Below are 20,914 nucleotides of genomic sequence, written 5' to 3'. Positions count from 1 at the left end.
GTAAGCCTTTTTTCTCCGCAGAACACGAAACATCTTTGAAAACCGAGAGATCGAGCGACATCATCGATGGTATTCACGCATCGCTTCGCGCTTCACGTGCGGCAACTGAATGGTTTGCCGTTATGAGACGTGACAAATTTGGTCCGGTGATTATCGTGTATGTCGTACCTGCAAGGCCTGTGTCGGTTGAAGAAATCGAACGACTCATTCATGCGAAAAGTGCTTCCAATGAATACCGAATAACGGTTGTTCGAATGAGTGCTTTGCCTCGAATATCTTCCGGCGAAATTGATTCCTCGTTCTTCTATAAAGTGCCTGTTCTCAGTAGCTCTGTGAAGCGTCGAGCGATAAACATGTTATACGAGGGAAAGATGAAGCAGGTGTATTTGAAAGTTGGGGATGCTCCCCTTACGATGCCTCCTGGGATTCTTACAGCCTCAAAAGTCACCGAGACCGTTCTGTCTGATGACAGCCAAAGACATCGCGTTTCTGCTATCGTACATGGCCCCGAATTGGAGCAGAAGGATGGCATATCGCCTGTGATCTTGTCGAAAATTCTTGAACAGGCTGCCACAAGCGGTAATGTAATCCATTTTGTTAATAACAAGCGTGAACACAGGCAGGTGACATATGCAGAAATATTAGATCGAGCTTCGCGTATCGCAAGCGGGCTACGTCAAGTAGGCGTGGAGGTTTCCCAACCTGTTTTGTTACAGTGTGGGGACAACGAAAAGTTCCTTCTGTCATTCTGGGCCTGTCAGATCGCTGGTGCAATTCCAGTACCGTGCACCGCCCCATCTGCAGGTTTCGCTGACGCTGTTAATGAGAGACTTGAAGAGGTATGGAAAATTCTTGGGAACCCCCCTATCATTACTGATGATGTGAGTCGACTCCCTATAAACGTTCGTGGATCGGTGTCAATCTTTCGACCTGAAGACCTAGAGCGGAATGATCCGCTAGATCCTGCGTTGGTGCCAACGACTGCAAGTGCCCTTATGCTTCTAACATCGGGTAGCACAGGTATCCCCAAACTGGTAACACAAACACATGAGGCTGTATTTTGGGCGGTGCTTGGCATGCAACAGGAGAACAGTTTCACACCCGCTGATATTTCTCTCAACTGGTTCCCATTGGATCATGTTGTCGGGATAATAATGTGCAATATCAGGGACACCCTGACACAATGCGAGCAGATTCATGTATCGACTTCATTGATTCTTAGCGATCCGCTCCTTTGGCTAGATCTTCTGTCGGAGTATGCTGTTACGACGACATGGGCACCGAACTTTGCATACTCGCTCGTTGCCTCGCGATCTGCAGAGTTTGTTGGCAAGGGGTGGGATCTTTCAAATCTGCGGGCTATTATAAACGGCGGTGAGATGGTTGTGGCCGAGCAAACGATGCGTTTTGTTCAGCTCCTCACGCCTTTCGGTCTCCGGCGCGGGGCTATACAGCCAATGTGGGGAATGTCGGAAACCTGTTCTGGAGTGACCTACTCGCATACGCATATAGCTCCACACGAATCCGAGGCTATGCCAGGTATCGGGCCGGTCAGCGTCGGTCGTCCGATTTCTGGGCTGTCACTTCGGATAGTGAACGACGAAAGTCAGATTGTATTGGAAGGGGTGGAAGGTCATCTCGAAGTAACTGGACCGGTGGTTACTAGAGGCTATTTCAACAATGATAAGGCTAACGCCGATTCCTTCACGGACGATGGTTGGTTCCGCACTGGAGACCGTGCATTCCTGGACGATGGCGCTCTGACTTTGGTCGGTCGGACTAAGGACGAGATCTTAATCAACGGAGTGAACATTCCGGCTAGTGAGGTCGAGGCGGTAGCCGAACGTGTGAAGGGAACTCGCAAGAGCTTCACTGCCGCCGTTGCCTATCGTACGGCTACATCGGTTACGGATCAACTCGTCGTCTTCTTCTGCCCGTTGGAAGGATACGACCCGGTCGTTGTAAGTCGTGATATTAATACCGGAATTCGTAAACACTTCGGATTCTCTGCTAAAAGGGTGATTGCTGTCAAATCAACCGATCTACCAAAGACGGCAATTGGCAAGATACAACGTAGCAAGCTCGTTGAGAGTCTGCGAGCAGGTGAATTCGAGATCAGCGACGACGAAGGCGGGTCTGATCAGTCGGGAGTCTGGCTTAGTCAACCAACCTGGAAACCGGTTCGTGTGGCTTCGTCTGCTGTTAGTGGGCGGCGTTGCTTTGTTGTAGTCGATTCGAATAACTCCGAAAGCGACGACCTTATTCGGATCCTTCGACACAAGGGGCACACACTGTCCAGGGTAACATGGAGCAGTGAGATTTTCGTAGATGCTGATGTCACTGATATTGTCTTGTCATTACCATCCAGGTCTAGTGCCTGCCCGGGTTCTGTCCATGAGTTGGTGAACGAGCAAGTTAATCGGATTGAGGAAATTGCTTCAATTGTGCGTGATCTGAACAACCGAAGAGATGGGGCTATAAGCGACGTGCGTCTAACAGTCCTCACCTATGGGACGGACATAGTGTCAGGTCACGAGATATCTGACCCAGTTCATGCGGCGATTCGTAGTTTCGTCGTTAACCTCGCGGCGGAGTATACATGGCTGTCTGTGCGCTCAGTAGACGTAGAGCCGGGGCGACCTGAAGACGGTCTGATTGAGATTCTGAATGAGGTCGATGATCGAAGAATTGCCTACCGCAATGGCTGTAGGTGGGTGATGCGGTTCCAAGGGATCGCTGATCTCTGCGAGCTTCAGGATGAATCCCTCTTGAAGCAAAGGGGTGCATATTTGGTTGTAGGAGGCATGGGGGGGATAGGTGTGGAACTTTGCCGACACCTATTGAACCGACATGAAGCTAGGGTTATTGTAATCGGACGTCGACCGAAAGGTGAGGTAAGTCGGGAATTGGAAGATTTGAGTCGCTTGGGTGAGATTAGCTATATCCAAGCGGACTTCAGTGATCAAGATGCAATCGAACGAGCCTTGATGGAGCACGAGAGACATTGGAATCAGCAGATTTTAGGCGCATTTCATCTTGCCGGCCAGCTTGATAGTGGTACGGTGCAAGGCCTCACAGTGTCAGGTCTACGTAGAACGTTGGTGTCCAAGGTTCGACCAGCGGAGGTTCTCGGCGATGTAATGCTCTCGCGAGGAGGATTTGTGGTGGCGTTCTCGTCGGTAAATGCGTTGTTCGGGGGGCCAGGTGTTGCCGCCTATGGAGCGGCCAATGGGTACCTCGAAGCCTGGGCAAATGCGTTGAAAAACCGAGGAGTGCCTCATCAAGTGATCCTGTGGTCACAGTGGTCAGGCGTTGGAATGAGTGTTGATGGTTCTAGCGACGAGTTGATTGGTGCGCTGGGTTATCGCGCTCTCAGTGTTCATGAAGGCATGGCTGCGCTTGAGGCCGTCCTAAAGTTACCAAGCGGATGCAGCGTCGTCGGTTTGTTGCCGAACAACCTATTTGTTGCTGCGCAGGTCGTGCGTGATCCTGAGCCTTTGGACAGATTGATGGCTAGCGGCGAAATAGCGGAAGGGGCTTCATACACAGGTCCTCTTAAACTTGACGACGAATTCGGAGTGAGCGCATCGATTTCCGTCTCTGTGCAAAATCACGTATCCGAGCCGATTTTTGATCCTGATCTTCTCGCAATCGTCAAAGAGATTTGGGTAGAGATTCTCGGAGGAAGAGAGATATCGGATAACATCGGATTCTTCGATGCAGGTGTGGGGTCATTACACCTACCACGGGCTCAGCTTGTCATAGAGGAACGACTTGGCATCAGATTGGATATCATGGACTTCTTCCGCTCTCCGACTACGATCGCGCTTGCAAAACGAATCGCTCAGTTGATTTCCGAAGTTGGAGCGGGGGCAAAGCTACAGGAACCCAAAAAAACAAGCTCGGATAGCCAGACACCGACTAGTTATAACCATTTAAATGGATCAAACGATCTAGCTTCACGAATGCATAGGCTACGTTCGGCGAGAAAGGAGTTTTGAATATGACAATCTCTTCTGAGATTGGTGAGTTCGACATCGCGATTACGGGAATCTCGTTGAATTTCCCAGGCGCACGAAGTCTCGAAGACTTCTGGCACAACCTTTCTGGTGGCGTGAGCTCGATTAGGCGGTTTACCGCTCAAGAACTCCGCGAATCGGGGGTAAGCGCAGATATGTTGAATAACCCGCGTTACGTTCCGGTTAGCGGATACTTGGAAGACGCTGGTGCTTTCGATGCTGATTTGTTCCGAATCCCACGGTCTGAGGCACGCATCATCGATCCACAACATCGCCAGTTTCTCGAATGTGCTTGGGACGCATTGGAGGACTCAGGATACGATCCTCAAAGACTCGATGGAAAACGTGTTGGCTGCTACGGTGGAGCCGGAATGGCGATCTACTCAGGTAGCCGCGTCGCTTCCTATCTAAGTGAGTATCTGGAATCGGAGCCCCTTGACAATCTGTTTCCGCTACAAGCATTCATCGCGACGCAGAACGACCACTTGTGTATGAGGGTCTCGCATCGTCTCGGGCTTCGTGGCCCTAGCATCTCTGTCCAGACTGCTTGCTCTACCGGACTCGTGGCAGTGCATCTAGCAGCTCAATCTTTACTTGTCGGAGAGACTGATATGGCACTGGCTGGAGCTTCTGGGATCCATTTTCCTGTGGGACGTGGATATCTGTATGAAGAGGGAGGAATCCTTTCTCCAGACGGTGTATGTCGCCCATTCGATGCTCAAGCCTCAGGCACCGTGGGAGGAAGCGGGGCTGCAGTCGTCGTACTTCGACGTCTTGAGGATGCGATCTCTGATGGTGATCCCATTTGGGCAGTCATCAAAGGTAGTGCAGTTAATAACGATGGGCATGCTCGGGCAGGTTACCTTGCGCCCAGTGTGGAGGGCCAGCGAGAGGTAATCCTGAGTGCTCAAAGAGCAGCAGGAGTAACTGCTCAAGAGATCGGTTTCGTTGAAGCACATGGTACAGGCACATCCTTGGGTGACAGTATTGAGCTGACTGCCCTTAGTGAAGTTTTCAAGGAGAACTCACCCAGATCTACTATCTTAGGGGCAGTTAAGTCCAGCATCGGTCATCTGGACACTGCCGCAGGGATGGCCGGGCTTATCAAGGCAGTTTTGGCAGTGAGAGAGAGAACGGTGCCCGGAACTCTGAATTTCCGCGAGCCGAATGAGGTCCTTGCCCAAGAAACTTGTCCCTTCATCGTCTCTGCTGATTCACTTCCGTGGCCTACTGATCGAAACGCACGATACGCGGGGGTTAGTTCGTTCGGAGGTGGGGGTACGAATGCCCATGTTATTCTGGGTCCAGCTCCTACTTTTCCGGAACAGCATGGCTCGGGTCCCTATGTTTTGATGCTCTCCGGGCGTGATGCGCACGGTGTGAGTAAACAAGCGTCAGCCTATGCCCGTGTGGTGCGGGCATCGGATGATGAACAATTCCCAGCGATCTGTCGCACAGCGAACGTCGGTAGGCCGGTGTTTTCTCACCAAGCGGTGGTGGTCGCTGCAGACCATAAGCAAATGGCTGAGCGACTCAGCGTGTTGGCTGAAGAGGCGGTTACGGAGGAACATTTTCAACGGGATATAGGCCGCGGCATCAGTACTGGGGTCAGGAGCGATGACGCCGTGTCGTTGAAGCCGGTCTTTCTCTTCAGTGGTCAAGGATCGACAGTTGCGGCGGCTACGAAGTTGCTAATGAAAATTCCAGTCTTCGCCTCAGCCCTTGAAGAGTGCCGTGATCTCTCGCGTGAAAACAATGCTTGGTTTGATGCGTTGATCTTCGATACTGCTGATCTGAAGTCTCAGGCAGGTCTTGCGCAACCTGCACTCTTTGCTTTCCAATACGCTCTGACTCGTCTTTTGGCGTCCGTTGGAATCAAGCCGTCAGCAGTCCTCGGTCACAGCTTGGGCGAGTACGCGGCTGCATGTGCGAGTGGAGTTATGAATGTTGAAACCGCGATTAACCTCGTCATCACTCGTGGCGCCTTGATGGATCGACACTGTGGGGCAACAAGAATGCTCGCCATTATGGCAAGCGCAGAGGATGTGCAGGATATACTTCGGGAAACCAATGTGCAAGCGGAGCTCGCGGTTACTAACGGTGAACGTGCGGTAGTGATTGGAGGTAGTACCGATGCGCTGAATAAGGTCAAAGAAGCACTCGGTCCTGATATCATAACGATACCGCTAGAAACAACGCACGGCTTCCATACATCGGCAGTAGATCCCATGCTTCCGCACTTTGATACGCAACTCGAAGGTGTCGTGTTGGGGAGTCCGATTATTCACTTCGAGTCTACCAGCGAGGGGAACTCGATTCCGGTACATGAGCCTGGTTATTGGGTGGATCAGGTACGGAAGCCAGTTAACTTTGCGCAAGCGTTCCGTAACTTGGCTGCACAACATAATGTCTTTATCGAGATCGGCCCTGCGGGAATCTTGACTAATTTGGGAAAGAGAATCGATAGTTCTGTCCAGATTATTGCATCGCTAAATGGTAATGAACCGAGCATGGAACAGTTGTACGAGGCTGCAGCCGCACTTCACGTTCGAGGGGGGAAGATCGATTTTGGCTCATTGAATGCTACGAATTTAGGGCACTCAAGAGCTAGTGCACCGTTGTCGCACCGTATTCGCCAGGATCTATGGGTTGGTTCTGTTTCATCAAGATCGTCTTCATCTGTAAAGCACGAAAGTGAGTTGGATGCTATAGATGCATCGACTGAAACCATCGCACCGATAGCGGAGACTCTGTTTGGTCGGGTGGAGTGGACTGAAAGTCATGAGATCCTTCGTCCCTCCGACGAAGTGGTGGCGCTACACTGGATCATCATTGTGTCTGTAGCGAACCCCCTTCATGAGCTTTTGCTGACAGATCTACAAGAGACCGGGTTCAGCCATTCCGTCACGGATGTGGGCGGCTTGGACTCTTTACGGCGAGATCTCCGATCGACACACCAGCGCGTAGGGGTCATACTTTTGACCGAAGCGGATGAGATGAGTCCATCGCGTGTCGTTGCAGAGACCAGTGCGACTCTGCGTGAGGTTCTGGAACCAAGCAACGGTTGTGTGGCCATTGAGCGTGTCGTTGTCGTGCAATGCGAGATAGAGTCAGTCAAGATGGGAGGGAGCAGATCCAGCGAAGCAGTCGATGCGTTGCTGAGATGTGTGCGACTGGAGTATCCTCGCACCGATATTGGGTCTGTACGAACCCCTGTCGAAGACCTATGTTCCAAAATATCACAGTTCATATTGTTTCGTGAACCGGAGGTATATTGGGATGAAGGGCGTCGATACGTTCGCCAGATTGAAAATGTTGAGACGTTGCGACCTGGGGGGCTGGATCTCAAGCCTGATGCCACGTATTTGGTGAGCGGTGGCGCGGGTGGAGTCGGGCGCCATGTTCTTCACTGGCTCATACAACGTGGCGCTCGTCATATGGTCGTGATTAACCGCAACATCTCGGTCGATGCGTCAAACTTTTTTGAGGAGCTCCGTGCCCTCGGCATCGATGTACTGGTCGCACGCGCAGATGTCGCGGATCCGAATCAGATGCGGGAGCTTACGGAATTTCTGCGTTCGTCCATGCCACCAGTCCGTGGTGTGCTTCATCTCGCGGGCATTCTGGATGATGCCACCTTAATGAATCTCAAGGAGCCAACTATTAAACGGGTGTTCGAGCCGAAGGTTCACGGTGCCCAGAACCTCCTAGCTATGACGTTCTCAGATGATCTTGATTTCTTCATCACGTTCTCTTCCATCGCTTCAACGTTCGGGTCGCCTGGACAAAGTGCTTACGCATCGGCGAATGCGTCGATGGATGGGGTAATCAGAAACGCTCGTTGGGAAGGTCGACGGAGAATCTCCAGCGTGAGTTGGGGGCCTTGGGCAGGGGGAGGCATGCATGCTTCGTTAAACGGACAGTTTGCTCAACACAGCGCTTTTGATGAAATTGATCCTCAGCATGCTACTATGTTGCTCGATCAAGTTGTCTTATCCAACGGGGGTGACTTCATCGCAGTTCGGATTAAGGACTACTCTCGGATTATTCCCGCAATACCGACAGGTGTTGATCGCGTCATTGACGCTGTTTGGAGTAAAGGGGTGGAGCGTGAAAAATGCTCCGATAAGGAATTAGTGTTGCGGGGCAATTTAGCTGATATACTCAGCGAAACAGTAGCGTGGCAGCGGCCGGCCATTCTTGAAGACTATCTATGTGGAATTGTCTCGGAACAGCTTGAGCTTTCAAAGGATAATGTGGATATTCATATTCCTTTGAGAGAGATTGGCATTGATTCGCTACATTGGGTGCGTCTCAGGAATCGCCTCGTTATTGATATTGGATTCGAGGTACCACTGACGATGATCTACAGTTATCCGAGCATCTCGGCCCTATCAACCCGTCTTCTGGAAGAGGTCGAGGCCAATCTGGGTTAAGAGAGTTTTCAGATTTCTAAGAGGTACCGAACGCGAAGAGGGGTAAAGATGCTCCTGGATACCTAGCTTTAACTTGACAAACTATATCACTAGTAAAGGTGAGTAGTACTAATGGAAACCTTTGAGAAAGAAAATAATGATTATATTTCGGAAATTCTAAAGCTCGCTGGACAGAAAGCGATGCTGGATGGGGATCTGATTACCGCACTGAAGTCGAACTCAGGAATTTGTTAAACTAATCTCTCATTGTATACCAGTTGTTATATACTTCTCGGGGCTCGGACGATGGGATTAGCTCGGCAAATGGCCCAGCACCAGACCATTGAGGTTCACGCTCAAAGCTGTGAATGTATCCGGCAGTTGTCTTCTCAATGCGTTTGATTATCTTAGCGATTTCCTAAATCGTCCGGCCTTCGAGGTAGTTAAGCACCAAATAGTTTTCGTACATTCGTTTGTCTGAGTTCATTCGCTAAGCTGCCTATCCCATCATTGTTTTCATGAGTCATGAGCACTTAGATCACTCCTGAACGCGGGATATCCCGATTATACGGCAATGCGTACGTTTCCAGAATATCTTCCATGCGAGTGCAGAACTCCCCGCCATGCGAAATAGGAATACACCATTGTTCATTACATGAAGCTTAAGCTGTGATTTTTGGTAAGGTCAACCAATCATTTATTTTAGCTTCCAGGTTATTTGAGAGTAACCATTGTGACGAAAAAAATGAATCACCATTTTATTGAGAAATTATCGTAAATATTACAATGGAAAGTTGGTCTTTTAATGTTAAATAAATTGGTTGATATAGGTAATGACAGGACGAAAAAATATGTTTTTTAGTCAGACTAAACAGCTGAGTCATATTTATCTATGGGTGCTTTCTTTTTTAAAACCACATAAGTGGCTACTTTTTGGTGTGGTTAGTTGTATCATACTAATCACATCAGTAGAACTAATTATACCCAAAGTTATTCAGCATTTTATTGATGTATTAATTCCTACTAACAATTATGAAAGCTTCTTAAGAACATTAGTAATAATAAGTGCAATGGTGATTCTAGTTGTAGTGGCTATGGCGATAAATAATCTCTTACTGCGTTCTTTAAGGGAAAAAGCAGCTCGCGATATGCAATTAGCAATTTTTCAAAAGTTACGAAAATTGGGCTTCAGTTATTTCGAACAACATCCCGTTGGTGAAACTTTGGCATTAATGAATTCTGAAGTGACTAATGTCCAAATAATCTATCGTGAATTTATTCCTGCTTTAATTAAAGCAGTAATTTTTTCAACAATTTCTTTAATTTTTCTATTTTTCATTAGTGTAAAATTAACTCTAATTGTAATACCTTGCCTAATGTTATATGCAATTTTTGGAATGAAATATGAAACCCGGTCAAATGAAGAAGGGGAAAAAATGAGTGCACGTCGTATAGATTATAACCAAAAAATATACGACACTGTTTCAGCTTTATCAGAGTTAAGGGTGCACTCAAGCGAAGACTGGGATAGGAAAATTGTATTATCGAAACTTCGCGCATTTAATAAAAGTGTCGTTATTACTTATTTTTATGCTTTTTTTCAAGGAAGCATTCGAAGGTTTTCCTTTTATGTAGGCGGAATTTTAATTATTTTGCTTGGGTATTGGGATTTGCAACAAAATCTCTTGAGCATCGGTGAATTTACAGCTTTCCTGTTATATTATTTTAACGCGATGCTACAACTATCTTATGTACTCATATCTTTAAATGAACAAAAAGTGTTGATGAATCAATCAAAACGTCTTTACAATCTAATGATAACTCCCGTCCAAATTAACGATCCTGAAAGTCCCGTTCCTGTACTCCCAGTGAGCGGCGAAATTACATTTAAAGGAGTAGATTTTTCTTATGATACAAGTAGGCAAGTTCTCAAGCATTTTGATATGCATGTGCGTCCAGGTGAACATGTAGCTATTGTCGGAACTAGCGGAACTGGGAAATCTACAATTCTTAAGCTGATTGGCCGTTTTTATGACCCGCAATCAGGAGTTATTATGGTAGATAATGTGCCGCTTCAAGATATCAAACTGGCCGAACTTCGAGAATCCTTAGGTTTTGTGTTTCAGGAGACATTTATATTTGGCGAGACTATTATGGAAAATATACGCTTTGGTAAGCCTCAGGCTTCAGATGATGAAGTATTCTTGGCAGCAAAAGCTGCATTTGCTGACGAATTCATTGTGAAATTTCCGGATGGGTATCATACTTTACTTGGTGAAAGAGGAGTAAATTTATCAGGTGGACAAAAACAGCGAATTTCTATAGCACGCTTATTTTTAAAAAATCCTTCTATCGTTTTGCTTGATGAAGCTACTTCTGCTTTAGATAACATTAGCGAGCAGAGAGTAAAACAAGCATTGGATCAGTTGTTACATGACCGTACCACTATTGCAATTGCACATCGTTTATCATCAATTCAAGATTTTGACCGAATTATTGTAATGGATGATGGTAAAGTTATCGAGGAAGGAACTTTTGAACAATTGTTGCGTCATAATGGTCTTTTTTATCAATTGTATATGGGTGACTCTGATAAAAAGGATGAAGTCAGGAGATCTTATGAAAAATATTAAATGGCTTTCTTCATATCTCAATAAAATGAGATGGTTCTTCTTATTGTCTATTATTTTTGCAGTGATAGAAGGATTGCTGTTTCTTGCAACAATTGGATTACAAAAGCAATTAATAGACGAAGTTATTATAGGGCAAAATAATCAACTTTTTTATAGTACAGTGATTTTGATGGCTATTACGTATACTGTTTATTCCATTATGTTTGGACTGATACCTCATTTCTTCTATAAAAACATGTCTCGTTTACGAGAAATGATAACTGCAGATTACATTAACCGTTTATATCGATTTCCAATTAAGAAATTGCAACAGGAACGTACAGGACGTTACGTTAATTATGCTACTCAAGATATTATGAATATTGGTGAAGGTTTCGGTGTACAATTGCCGCGTGGAATTCAAAATTTAATTAGTTCAATTTTTATGATTAGTTTTATCGGTATAGCTAGCCCAATAATATTATTTATGGTTATATCACTAACATTAGTTTATATATTTTTAGGATATATTCATTCTTCTAAAATGCAGGCCATAGGTAATCAAGTGCAAAATGACAAAGCCAATGTGTTAGTTAATATTGAGGAAGGTATTTCTTCAACTCGGGAAGTTATTGCTTATCACCGGCAAGTATGGGAAAAAACAAAATATGAGAACGCTTTTGATAAATATTTCAAAAGTACAATGGAGGAAGGTAAAGCAGAGAATCGTTATCTACTTCTAAGTGAGCCATTCAAATGGATAGCACTTCTTTTTGTACTAGGATATGGAGGTTATCTTGTATTCAATGGTGAATTATCAATTGGTACGTTTATAGTCATGTTTCAATTTACATCTTTATTGACTTCTTCACTACAAACCACTTTTAATACAACAATGGATTTGTCGGGGAAAATGGCTCATGTTAATCGCATGAGGTTAGTAATGAGTGAAGATGTATGGACGGAAGAAGGGATGAAAATTGATGATCGTATCCAACAGCTTGAATTCGATCATGTTTTTTTCAAATACGATGAGAAAAATGATGTTGTGCTTGATAAAATTCATTTTCAGATACCAATAGGTTCAAAAATAGCATTCGTAGGGCCTAGTGGAGGAGGAAAATCAACTATTGCACAGTTACTAATTCGTTTTTTCGAACCCACATCAGGAGAAATTCGGATAAACGGAATACCGTTAAACCGTATTATGCGTTCAGATTATGCAAAACGAGTGGATATTGTCTTTCAAGAGCCTTATTTATTTCCAGACACTATTCGCAACAACTTAATGATGGGTGCATCAATTTCAGACGAAAAGTTACAGGCAATCTGTCAATCCACTTTAATTCATGATGATATTATGCGTTTGCCGAATGGATACGAAACTAAAATTGGAGAACGCGGTATATCTTTATCAGGTGGACAACGTCAACGATTAGCTTTAGCTAGGGTTCTCTTGCGTAATCCCGAGATTTTAATATTAGATGAGGCTACATCAGCGCTTGATTTAGAAACTGAAAGACAAGTTCAGCAGAATATAGATCTTCTTCGACAAGGAAAAACAACTATTATTATCGCCCATCGTCTTTCAACAATAATGAATGCAGATCTAATTATGACGATTCGAAATGGGAGAATAGCGGAGAAAGGAACACATAATGAATTAATGCAATATGAAACTGAATACAGAAGCCTTGTAGAAGTCAGTGATCGTGAAATTCAAACTAAATTAGAGGCGGGCTTTCAAAACAAGAACTGATAGATTATTACATGAATGAATATTTCTATATCCCCAGAATCGAAACAAGTCATTATTGAAGAAGAAACAAATCTGCTTACTGATTTGCTTCTTCTTCAATAATTTTCATTGAATTGGTCGTTTAAATTGAAGTTGAATTTGATATTCGACATGCATTTAGATGAATAATACATACCTAATAAGCTATCATACAATAATTATTCATTTCCTCATGAAATATTAATTGGACTGTCCACAGTAAACTGGTGTCATGTAACCTAGTGAGCCATGAACCCGGTGTTTGTTAAACCAGTTCTAGCTATAGATGGTGGAGACTCTGGAAACTCATTTGGTTAATGAATTCGGTCTTCATTACTTTGTAAGTCGCTTCAGCGACGGCGTTGTCGTAAGGACAGCCTTTCATGCTGAGCGAACAACCAATGTTAAAGGTCTTTAACAACGCTATGGTTTCTCTGTTGAATAAGTCGATCAGTACATAAATGTAATGCCACTTGTGCCCGACTTTAACATACGTCAGATCACTAACGACAAAGCGTTTTGCTTCCGTTTGGTTGAACTCGCGTTTCAAAACATTGGTTGTTTTTGCATCGTTACAAGCCGTTTTATGCAGTTTATACTGAGCGATTGTGTACGTGGACACAAGACCTTGCTCTTTCATTATCCGCCCAATTCGTCGCCTGGAAACCGTGTAACCTTGCTCCTGGAGTTTCGTCCTAATCTTCCGTGTTCCCCGTTTGATCAAAACTTAAGCTATAGTAGTTTCCAACTGTAGGTCATCTCGTCAATTATGATTCGAAACAAATAACATAAATTGTCTAATTAGTCCACTCATTTTTCAAAATAAATTATTAAAAATTCTCTTACGATAGCGAGGTTCTATATGACTAAAGTTATTTTACCTGTACACAACACAATTATTGATACTTTTAATATATATGGAAGTATTACTTCAATTATATCAAATAATGAGAAGTGTTTTACTTGGATCTATAATAATTTTATTCAATTACGTTATGTTTATGATTGGAATACAGTTTTTTTTGATAACCATCATTTGTTAATGGATAATTGTCCTTGGTTAAACCATCATGTTATTCCAAAGTTCATTGTTCAACGAAAATGGAATTGTTTAACACAGTTTATAAAAGAATCTTTAGATAATGGGAGTTACGTATATTTGTATATAGATAGATTTCATCTTTCAGCTTCTAAATCAAATTTTAAAAAAAAGTCGAATTTACATGAGATTTTCATTTATGGTTATAACAATGAATCTGAAGAGTTTTTTATAGCAGACAACCTAGCATATGGGAAGTACATCCGAGCTGTTTGTACCTTTGAGGAGATAGAGAAAGGTTATGATGCAATTAATTCGGAAAAATTCCCATATATTAGTTCGAACAATCCTTTTTTTCATAATATACACTTATTTAATCTGAAAGAAGAAAAAGAGTATAACATAAATATTCCTCAAATTGCCGAATCAATTAAGAATTACCTTGACTCTGCGCCATCAATTGATCTTTCTTTTAAAGAGAAGACTTTATTTGGACAAGAATCTATTTATTTCTCAGTAAATCGTTTCGAGGATCAAAAACCTGAACCGTTAGATATTAGAGCTTTTCATTTATTTTGGGAACATAAAAAACTTATGGTTGATCGTATTAATTATCTAATCAAAGAAAATTACTTATCAGACTGCAATTATTTTGTAGAGAATTATAAAAGTATCTGCGATTCGTTTGAATATATAAGAAATATGGCTTTAAAGTATAATATAACTCAAGATCTTAAACTTTTTAATAAAATTCAATTACGTGTGAGAGATGTATTAAAAGAAGAAATGAGTGTATTAAATGAAGTAAGAGATAATCTAGTAGTGTAATAGATCAACTTCATTTGTAAAAACATATTAAATGGGGGCTATAATATACAAAAAGGCCGTTTGTTACAATTTTTTTATTTAAAGTTTTTCTGCATATAGAACTCATTTGACTTAATGAAAATAAAAAAACTAATTTATACAATGAAATTTATAGTCGTATGTAATCTTTTTAAGCTGTTATAAAGGAGCCTCTGGGGGTGTGATTCCTCGCTAAAATCCGAGGTACAAAACTTGTCATGCCCTACGCTTCACATAAAATAATAGTTATTTATGATTACTGACAACAAGAATTCAATACTTTCAGCAATCTATTCGAGTGATGTCTAGGGACAATAAAAATTTTGACATATATTATATTGTCCTTTGAGACCATTTCACTTAAAATTCAAAAACTAAGATCTTATTTGTTATTACATGTAAGGGAAAGGAATCATATGAATATGGATAGTCATCAGCTTGCCCCGATCGAGGATGATAAGGTATTTGAAAGTATGATTAGAGATATTTTGAAGGTCCGCCTTACAAATCGAGATGGTGTACAGTTAAACGGGACTAGGGGGCAAAGGCAGTATTCTATCGATGTTTTTGGTCGCGATAGCATCAATATGGATTGGGTTGGTGCTCAATGTAAGGTAAGTGGAATTGGAAAAAATTACCTTTAAGGAGATCACAAAAGAAGTTGCTGGTTTGGAGGGATTCAATCCAAAAATGTCGAGGGACAAGAACATGATCCCATTGAAGTCGCTATTTTAGCGGCTTTTTTATGTTATCGGTACAAGTTCGTGTCCCGAGCCAAGGACAAGAACTTGTACCGATTACCGTAATGGACAAGAACATCGTCCGATTGCCGATTAGATGTGTACTTAAGTAAAAAGCACATAAGCCCTCATTAGTACCAAATAATTTTATATAAGAACATTCACATTAAAATATATTACTTATGTAACATTTCTCAAAGAAAGACTCTTAAATTATAGTTCTCTTTTTTGTCTCAGACTCTCAATAAAAACAGGTAGTTATCTGTTTTTATTGAGAGAGTAAATGAAATAATAATTGCTTCTTGATCGTGTATGCGATATATTGCATATAATAATTGTAATGAGGATGAAAACAATGCCAATACCTAAAGATTTTTCCTTACCAGTCCGTATATCCGCAAAAGAAAGAGCGTTTTCTCAGATTCAGCGATGGATCATTGATGGAACACTGCAACCAGGTGAAAAGCTTATTGATGCGGAAATGGCTGAATCGCTTGGAGTCAGCCGGACACCGATTCGGGAGGCATTTCAGTTACTCGAAGTTCAAGGCCTCGTGTCCATGCATCCAGGAAAAGAAACAAAAGTAACGAATATTGAGAAAAACGATATTTTTAAGATGTATTCAACGATGGCTGCTCTTCAGGCCTTAGCTGCTGAAATCACTGCCCAAACTTTTGTTCCAGAACAGATCGAGAAACTAAGATCCATAAATTTGGAATTCGCAAGTTCTATTAAAAATGGACAAGTTTATCAGGCTATGGAGGTGGATGAGCAATTTCATAATTATATTGTGGAGCTCTCAGATAATCCTTATGTAGCTACATTTAATACATCTCTTCAGATTCACATTAGGCGATTTAAATACGTATTTTTAAAACAACCTATTACGGCTACACTAGCTTCAGTTGAAGAACATGATCAGATTATTAAAGCTTTTGAAGGCAAAAATAGCAACGATGCCCATAATTTAATGAAACAAAATTTTATTCGACCGATGCTGGAACTGAACGAAATACTTTGAAATGAGGGAAGAAACATGGAAAATAAAAAAGATCTTCGCATTCGAAGCAAGGTAATCAGTGAAGGTGCTAACCGGGTACCGAACAGAGCGATGCTGCGTGCAGTTGGATTTCAAGATGAGGATTTTAAAAAGCCAATGATCGGAATAGCAAGTACGTGGAGTGAAGTAACACCGTGTAATATGCACATCAATGATTTAGCGGTGCAAGCTAAGCGGGGCGCACGTAATAACGGCGGTGCCCCACTAATTTTTAATACAATTACCGTTTCTGATGGAATCTCGATGGGGCATGGCGGGATGTTGTTCTCGCTACCAAGTCGGGAAGCTATAGCTGATTCGATTGAAATTGTGACCGGAGCCGAGCGTTTTGACGGCGTTGTTGCAATCGGTGGGTGTGACAAGAATACGCCTGCATGTTTGATGGCTATTGGACGGATGAATATTCCTTCTGTTTATGTATATGGAGGAACCATTCAACCTGGTAATCTGGACGGTAAAAAAGTGGATATCGTTTCAGCTTTTGAAGCCGTTGGGCAATATCAAGATGGAAAAATAACAGACGAACAATTGCATAAGGTCGAATGCAGTGTTTGTCCAGGTCCAGGGGCTTGTGGGGGGATGTATACCGCTAATACGATGGCCGCAGCTGCAGAAGCAATGGGTATGTGTTTGCCTGGTTCTTCTTCGACATCAGCTATCTCAGCGGATAAAGCATTGGAATGCGAAGCAGCCGGTAAGCAGGTCATCTCACTTCTTGAACAGGAAATCTACCCAAGAGACATTATGACGAAGAAAGCATTTGAGAATGCGATCACCGTTGTTATGGCTCTAGGGGGATCAACCAACGCATTTCTCCATCTGCTAGCTATTGCGCACTCCGTAGAAGTGGATTTAACCTTGGATGATTTTGAACGAATTCGCTTGCGTGTTCCTCATTTGGCAGATCTGAAGCCAAGTGGTCAGTATGTCATGCAGGATTTGAATGATATTGGTGGTGTTTCAGGGGTCATGAAGCTATTGCTCGCTGAGGGATTACTTCATGGGGATTGCCTCACCGTAACTGGTAAAACGTTGGCGGAGAATTTAGCGGAAGCTGCTCCACTTCAGAATGATCAAGAGATTATACGTCCACTCAATAATCCGCTTAAACCAAATGGACCACTGGTTGTGCTTCGAGGAAACCTAGCTCCTGAAGGCGCTGTTGCCAAAATGTCAGGCATGAAGATACAACAGTTTTCCGGACCGACAAAGGTGTACGATAGCGAAGATGAAGCGACAGAAGCGATCATGAATGATGAAATTCAAGAAGGGGACGTATTGGTCATACGCTATTGTGGACCGAAGGGAGGACCAGGTATGCCTGAGATGCTTTCCGTTACAGCACTCATTGTAGGGAAAGGTCTCGGTGGGAAAGTTGCTCTCATAACAGATGGTAGGTTCTCGGGTGGCTCGCATGGATTTGTAGTCGGACATGTATCCCCTGAGGCACAAGTAGGTGGACCGATTTCTTTGCTCCAAAATGGAGATATTATCACCATCGATAGCGACATTCAGGAAATTAAGGTTGAAGTGCCAGAAGAAGAGTTGGCCGCTCGAGCGCAAGCTTGGGTACAACCGCCACTGAAAGTGAAATCCGGTGTACTTGCCAAATATGCTAAATTAGTTTCCTCTGCTTCAAGAGGTGCAGTAACAGATTTGATGGAATAGACAATTAAACATTGATGCTACATATAAAATGGGAGGGGAGAAGCTACTACAACGAATGCATGAAGCGCGCTAAACAAAAAATGCCAGCTTTAGAGATCAAGAATGTCGCAAGAAAAAGATGAAGAATTTAGTTTCATCATTTGAGAATGAAGTGCACCCCCTAGAATAGACATTGGAAAAACCCCTGAGTTTAGCCGATGAAATTCTAGGGGGGTGTAATTTTGCAATTTGACTTGGATTGAAGGAGACACTTATATGGAGATTGACGCATCTGATTTAATAATAAATAAAAGTTCATTAATCGAAATAGCAGAATCAATGGTATATACATATGTACAAAATACGAGTTTTGTGAAACAGTACTAGTGATTTAAAAGCTGCACAGTGATTTTTACCCCTGTACAGCCAATTCTTTATAATCTCCAAGTTTAATCCCAGACTACTTCTGTTCCTGCAATAAAGTCGTGTATCGCACGTCGATCCTCACGCAAACCAACCATAAACGCACTCACAATAATTCCGATACCCAAAGTTATCACATACACAAGTCCAGCCACAACAACTCGCATCAGCATTGTACCAATTTTTGGCGGTTCGTGTGTATCGTATTTACGGATTCGAATTCCACATATACGTTTTCCGATGGTTCGACCATACCAGTAAACTGGTAATAAAATTGAATATAACGCACTAAGTAGTTTGGCAATCGGCTCATCCGTATCAAAGTTACCCGTCAGCACACCTGCAATAATCACTAACGGAATTGAAATAATAAGACTATCCAATACACCTGCTCCTAATCTAATCCAAAAACCTGCTTTATACAAAATGCTTTCCTCCAAACTACAATTTTAAACTAAACGGCTAATTTACTTCATGAACTCCCTTCATTAAAATATCTAACTTTATGTACACAACTCAAATAGTATAACAGAAAATTTTACCTTTTTACGATAAAACTCCTATTTTTAATTGCATCCCTTTGTGAATTTTATAACAAACTATCGATTAACTTAACCGTTGCTCATGTGTTCACTACTTAATCGTACATAATCCTTTCTAACTGCATCCCCAATGAAAACACCATAATAATTATGTAAACCAAAAAAAAGCTACTCAACATTTGTTAAGTAGCCTTCTGTTCGTTCTGCATCTGCCCTCTTCGCCAAATCTTATTCTCCACAATAGCATAGACTAAACCGGCGATGGCAAATATCCATATCGATGTCATTCGATTCAGATGGTATCCATTCACGAAATATGGACTGTACATGAGATCAAAAACCCACAGCCCGCCCCATCCAAACCCAACCATATAGATGAAAGTTCTCATCATAGGAAAACGTACATATTTTCGCAGCAACCATGAGATCGGGCTAAGAATAACAACATAAAAAGCGACTAAATAGTGACCGAAGCCCAAGATGAGCGAAAGAATATATATTACTCCCCCTGCATTACGTAAGCCGTAATACTCTGTCGTTGTAATTTGGTACCCTTCAACCCATTCAAGAACGAGATATGCCGTCAAGCTTATCCCTATAAATATAAGTCCGAATACCATGTACCGTTGAACCGCGTTCACCAACATCAGATCACCCCAATGTCTAAACGCAGCCAGAACCGCTCAAGTTACATGATTTCGAACAAATTACACAATCCCACAATTAACATAGGCGTTATTAGGTCCTGTTAAATGTTAAATTTAATCTATCGTTTCAATTGCTTTAATCCAACGACTACTTCTGTCCTTCCAGGATCATCGTACCCAAACGGTCCATAAGCTCCATTCTCCCCATCGCTGTGTACGAATAATTGTAATTATCAACATTAGAGATTTTATAGATCTTCTCATTCTTCACTGCGTTCATGTTATTCCACACCTTGCTATCGACCATCTTGTTCTCACTATTCTCCATCAATAGCAGACGATCCGGATTAACGGTAGCCAGAGCCTCCAGTGCGATCTGTTTACCACCCCAGCCCTCTGGATCAGGGATACCCTCTGTGCGCTTCAGGCCCCATTCACCGTATAACATCTCAGCTGCCCCTTTATTGGAATAGATGACCAGGTTGTTTGGATATGTCTCAATTACGGCAAAGGATTCACCATGTACAGCCGCCTCCAGCTTTTGTTTCCACTCTGCAGATTTCGCATCATACTTGGCCAGATATTCATCTTTCTTGCTTTCTTCTCCAAACGTATCTGCCAAGAATGTCAGTCGCTCTCTCCAATCATAGTAGGAATAAGGCAATGCAATCGTAGGCGCAATTTTGGATAAGGTTTCATACTGATCCGTGTTAAAATCCTTTCCTAGAATAATCAGATCCGGATTGGCACCCGCTATAGCTTCAATGCTGAACGGGAAACCATACCAGCCCAGATTAACGGTATCTGCACTCAGCTGATCCTTAATGGTTGGCGTGAGTTGCTCCGGATTGCCGTAATCCGCGCTCATTGTGGCCACAGGTGTTTTCCCAATGATCAGCAGCTCTTCTGTAGAGCCAGAAAGATCAACAATGCGCTCTGGATTCAAAGGGATCGTAATCTCTTCACCATTTGGGTTGGTAATCACTTTGGTCGTTGCTTGTGCAGTTCCCTCTGAGGAGCTGGCCACTTCACTGGTGGTCTGGGTCGTTCCACAGGCCGCCAAGGTGAGCATACAGCATAGTGCAATCCATACAGGAATTCGTTTAAACATCGTTGTCATTCTCCTTTTATGTCAGTTCAATAGCCA

General features: G+C 43.0%; 12 protein-coding genes and 1 pseudogene. 9 read left to right on the top strand and 4 right to left on the bottom strand.

Going from position 1 to position 20,914, the window contains the following annotated elements; translation table 11 throughout:
* The first annotated feature begins 35 nt into the window (after positions 1-35).
* The 5 genes from MKX68_RS24835 to MKX68_RS24815 all read left to right on the top strand — a co-directional run bounded on the left by MKX68_RS24835 (position 36) and on the right by MKX68_RS24815 (position 12,805).
* Positions 36-4,001 (top strand): SDR family NAD(P)-dependent oxidoreductase, encoded by a 3,966-nt coding sequence (locus MKX68_RS24835; protein WP_340914415.1) that lies wholly within the window; start codon positions 36-38, stop codon positions 3,999-4,001.
* 2 nt (positions 4,002-4,003) lie between these two features.
* On the top strand, positions 4,004-8,455 hold the full coding sequence (locus MKX68_RS24830) for a type I polyketide synthase (protein ID WP_340914414.1): 4,452 nt from the start codon (positions 4,004-4,006) through the stop codon (positions 8,453-8,455).
* A 111-nt stretch (positions 8,456-8,566) separates the two neighbouring features.
* Complete coding sequence (locus MKX68_RS24825; protein WP_340914413.1) at positions 8,567-8,689, top strand: hypothetical protein; 123 nt, start codon at positions 8,567-8,569, stop codon at positions 8,687-8,689.
* Between the two features lie 578 nt (positions 8,690-9,267).
* On the top strand, positions 9,268-11,067 hold the full coding sequence (locus MKX68_RS24820) for an ABC transporter ATP-binding protein (protein ID WP_340914412.1): 1,800 nt from the start codon (positions 9,268-9,270) through the stop codon (positions 11,065-11,067).
* Complete coding sequence (locus tag MKX68_RS24815) at positions 11,054-12,805, top strand: ABC transporter ATP-binding protein (protein ID WP_340914411.1); 1,752 nt, start codon at positions 11,054-11,056, stop codon at positions 12,803-12,805. The genes MKX68_RS24820 and MKX68_RS24815 overlap by 14 nt, the downstream gene beginning before the upstream one ends.
* Before the next feature lie 301 nt (positions 12,806-13,106).
* On the opposite strand, the pseudogene MKX68_RS24810 reads toward MKX68_RS24815, so the two are convergent.
* Positions 13,107-13,535, bottom strand: a pseudogene (locus MKX68_RS24810) (IS3 family transposase); the annotation flags it as partial.
* Between the two features lie 150 nt (positions 13,536-13,685).
* Here MKX68_RS24810 and MKX68_RS24805 point away from each other — a divergent pair.
* From MKX68_RS24805 to ilvD, 4 genes are all read left to right on the top strand, one after another.
* The gene (locus MKX68_RS24805; RefSeq protein WP_340914410.1) at positions 13,686-14,690 is read left to right on the top strand and encodes a hypothetical protein; all 1,005 of its coding nucleotides are present in this window, start codon (positions 13,686-13,688) and stop codon (positions 14,688-14,690) included.
* A gap of 434 nt (positions 14,691-15,124) precedes the next feature.
* Complete coding sequence (locus MKX68_RS24800) at positions 15,125-15,352, top strand: hypothetical protein (protein WP_340914409.1); 228 nt, start codon at positions 15,125-15,127, stop codon at positions 15,350-15,352.
* A gap of 451 nt (positions 15,353-15,803) precedes the next feature.
* Complete coding sequence (locus MKX68_RS24795) at positions 15,804-16,469, top strand: GntR family transcriptional regulator (RefSeq protein ID WP_340914408.1); 666 nt, start codon at positions 15,804-15,806, stop codon at positions 16,467-16,469.
* 15 nt (positions 16,470-16,484) lie between these two features.
* Complete coding sequence (gene ilvD / locus MKX68_RS24790) at positions 16,485-18,176, top strand: dihydroxy-acid dehydratase (RefSeq protein ID WP_017688240.1); 1,692 nt, start codon at positions 16,485-16,487, stop codon at positions 18,174-18,176.
* Between the two features lie 428 nt (positions 18,177-18,604).
* Here the strand turns inward: ilvD and MKX68_RS24785 are convergent, their stop codons facing one another.
* The 3 genes from MKX68_RS24785 to MKX68_RS24775 all read right to left on the bottom strand — a co-directional run bounded on the left by MKX68_RS24785 (position 18,605) and on the right by MKX68_RS24775 (position 20,878).
* The gene (locus tag MKX68_RS24785) at positions 18,605-19,003 is read right to left on the bottom strand and encodes an RDD family protein (protein WP_340914407.1); all 399 of its coding nucleotides are present in this window, start codon (positions 19,001-19,003) and stop codon (positions 18,605-18,607) included.
* A gap of 299 nt (positions 19,004-19,302) precedes the next feature.
* Positions 19,303-19,740 (bottom strand): hypothetical protein, encoded by a 438-nt coding sequence (locus tag MKX68_RS24780; RefSeq protein WP_340914406.1) that lies wholly within the window; start codon positions 19,738-19,740, stop codon positions 19,303-19,305.
* Between the two features lie 175 nt (positions 19,741-19,915).
* Positions 19,916-20,878 carry an ABC transporter substrate-binding protein gene (locus MKX68_RS24775; protein WP_340914405.1) on the bottom strand — a complete coding sequence of 321 codons (963 nt, stop codon included), beginning with the start codon at positions 20,876-20,878 and terminating at the stop codon, positions 19,916-19,918.
* Positions 20,879-20,914 lie beyond the last annotated feature (36 nt).

This window comes from Paenibacillus sp. FSL M8-0212 (assembly GCF_038004645.1).
Classification (GTDB): Bacteria; Bacillota; Bacilli; order Paenibacillales; family Paenibacillaceae; genus Paenibacillus.
Note: the sequence above shows the minus strand (reverse complement) of the source record. Positions and strands in the feature narration are given on the sequence as shown.

What these genes read in the sequence shown, in the direction of transcription:
- MKX68_RS24830 (WP_340914414.1), top strand. Translation starts at nt 4,004, where the DNA reads ATGACAATCTCTTCTGAGATTGGTGAGTTCGACATCGCGATTACGGGA.
- MKX68_RS24825 (WP_340914413.1), top strand. Translation starts at nt 8,567, where the DNA reads ATGGAAACCTTTGAGAAAGAAAATAATGATTATATTTCGGAAATTCTA.
- MKX68_RS24820 (WP_340914412.1), top strand. Translation starts at nt 9,268, where the DNA reads ATGACAGGACGAAAAAATATGTTTTTTAGTCAGACTAAACAGCTGAGT.
- MKX68_RS24815 (WP_340914411.1), top strand. Translation starts at nt 11,054, where the DNA reads ATGAAAAATATTAAATGGCTTTCTTCATATCTCAATAAAATGAGATGG.
- MKX68_RS24805 (WP_340914410.1), top strand. Translation starts at nt 13,686, where the DNA reads ATGACTAAAGTTATTTTACCTGTACACAACACAATTATTGATACTTTT.
- MKX68_RS24800 (WP_340914409.1), top strand. Translation starts at nt 15,125, where the DNA reads ATGAATATGGATAGTCATCAGCTTGCCCCGATCGAGGATGATAAGGTA.
- MKX68_RS24795 (WP_340914408.1), top strand. Translation starts at nt 15,804, where the DNA reads ATGCCAATACCTAAAGATTTTTCCTTACCAGTCCGTATATCCGCAAAA.
- ilvD (WP_017688240.1), top strand. Translation starts at nt 16,485, where the DNA reads ATGGAAAATAAAAAAGATCTTCGCATTCGAAGCAAGGTAATCAGTGAA.
- MKX68_RS24780 (WP_340914406.1), bottom strand. Translation starts at nt 19,740, where the DNA reads ATGGTATTCGGACTTATATTTATAGGGATAAGCTTGACGGCATATCTC.
- MKX68_RS24775 (WP_340914405.1), bottom strand. Translation starts at nt 20,878, where the DNA reads ATGTTTAAACGAATTCCTGTATGGATTGCACTATGCTGTATGCTCACC.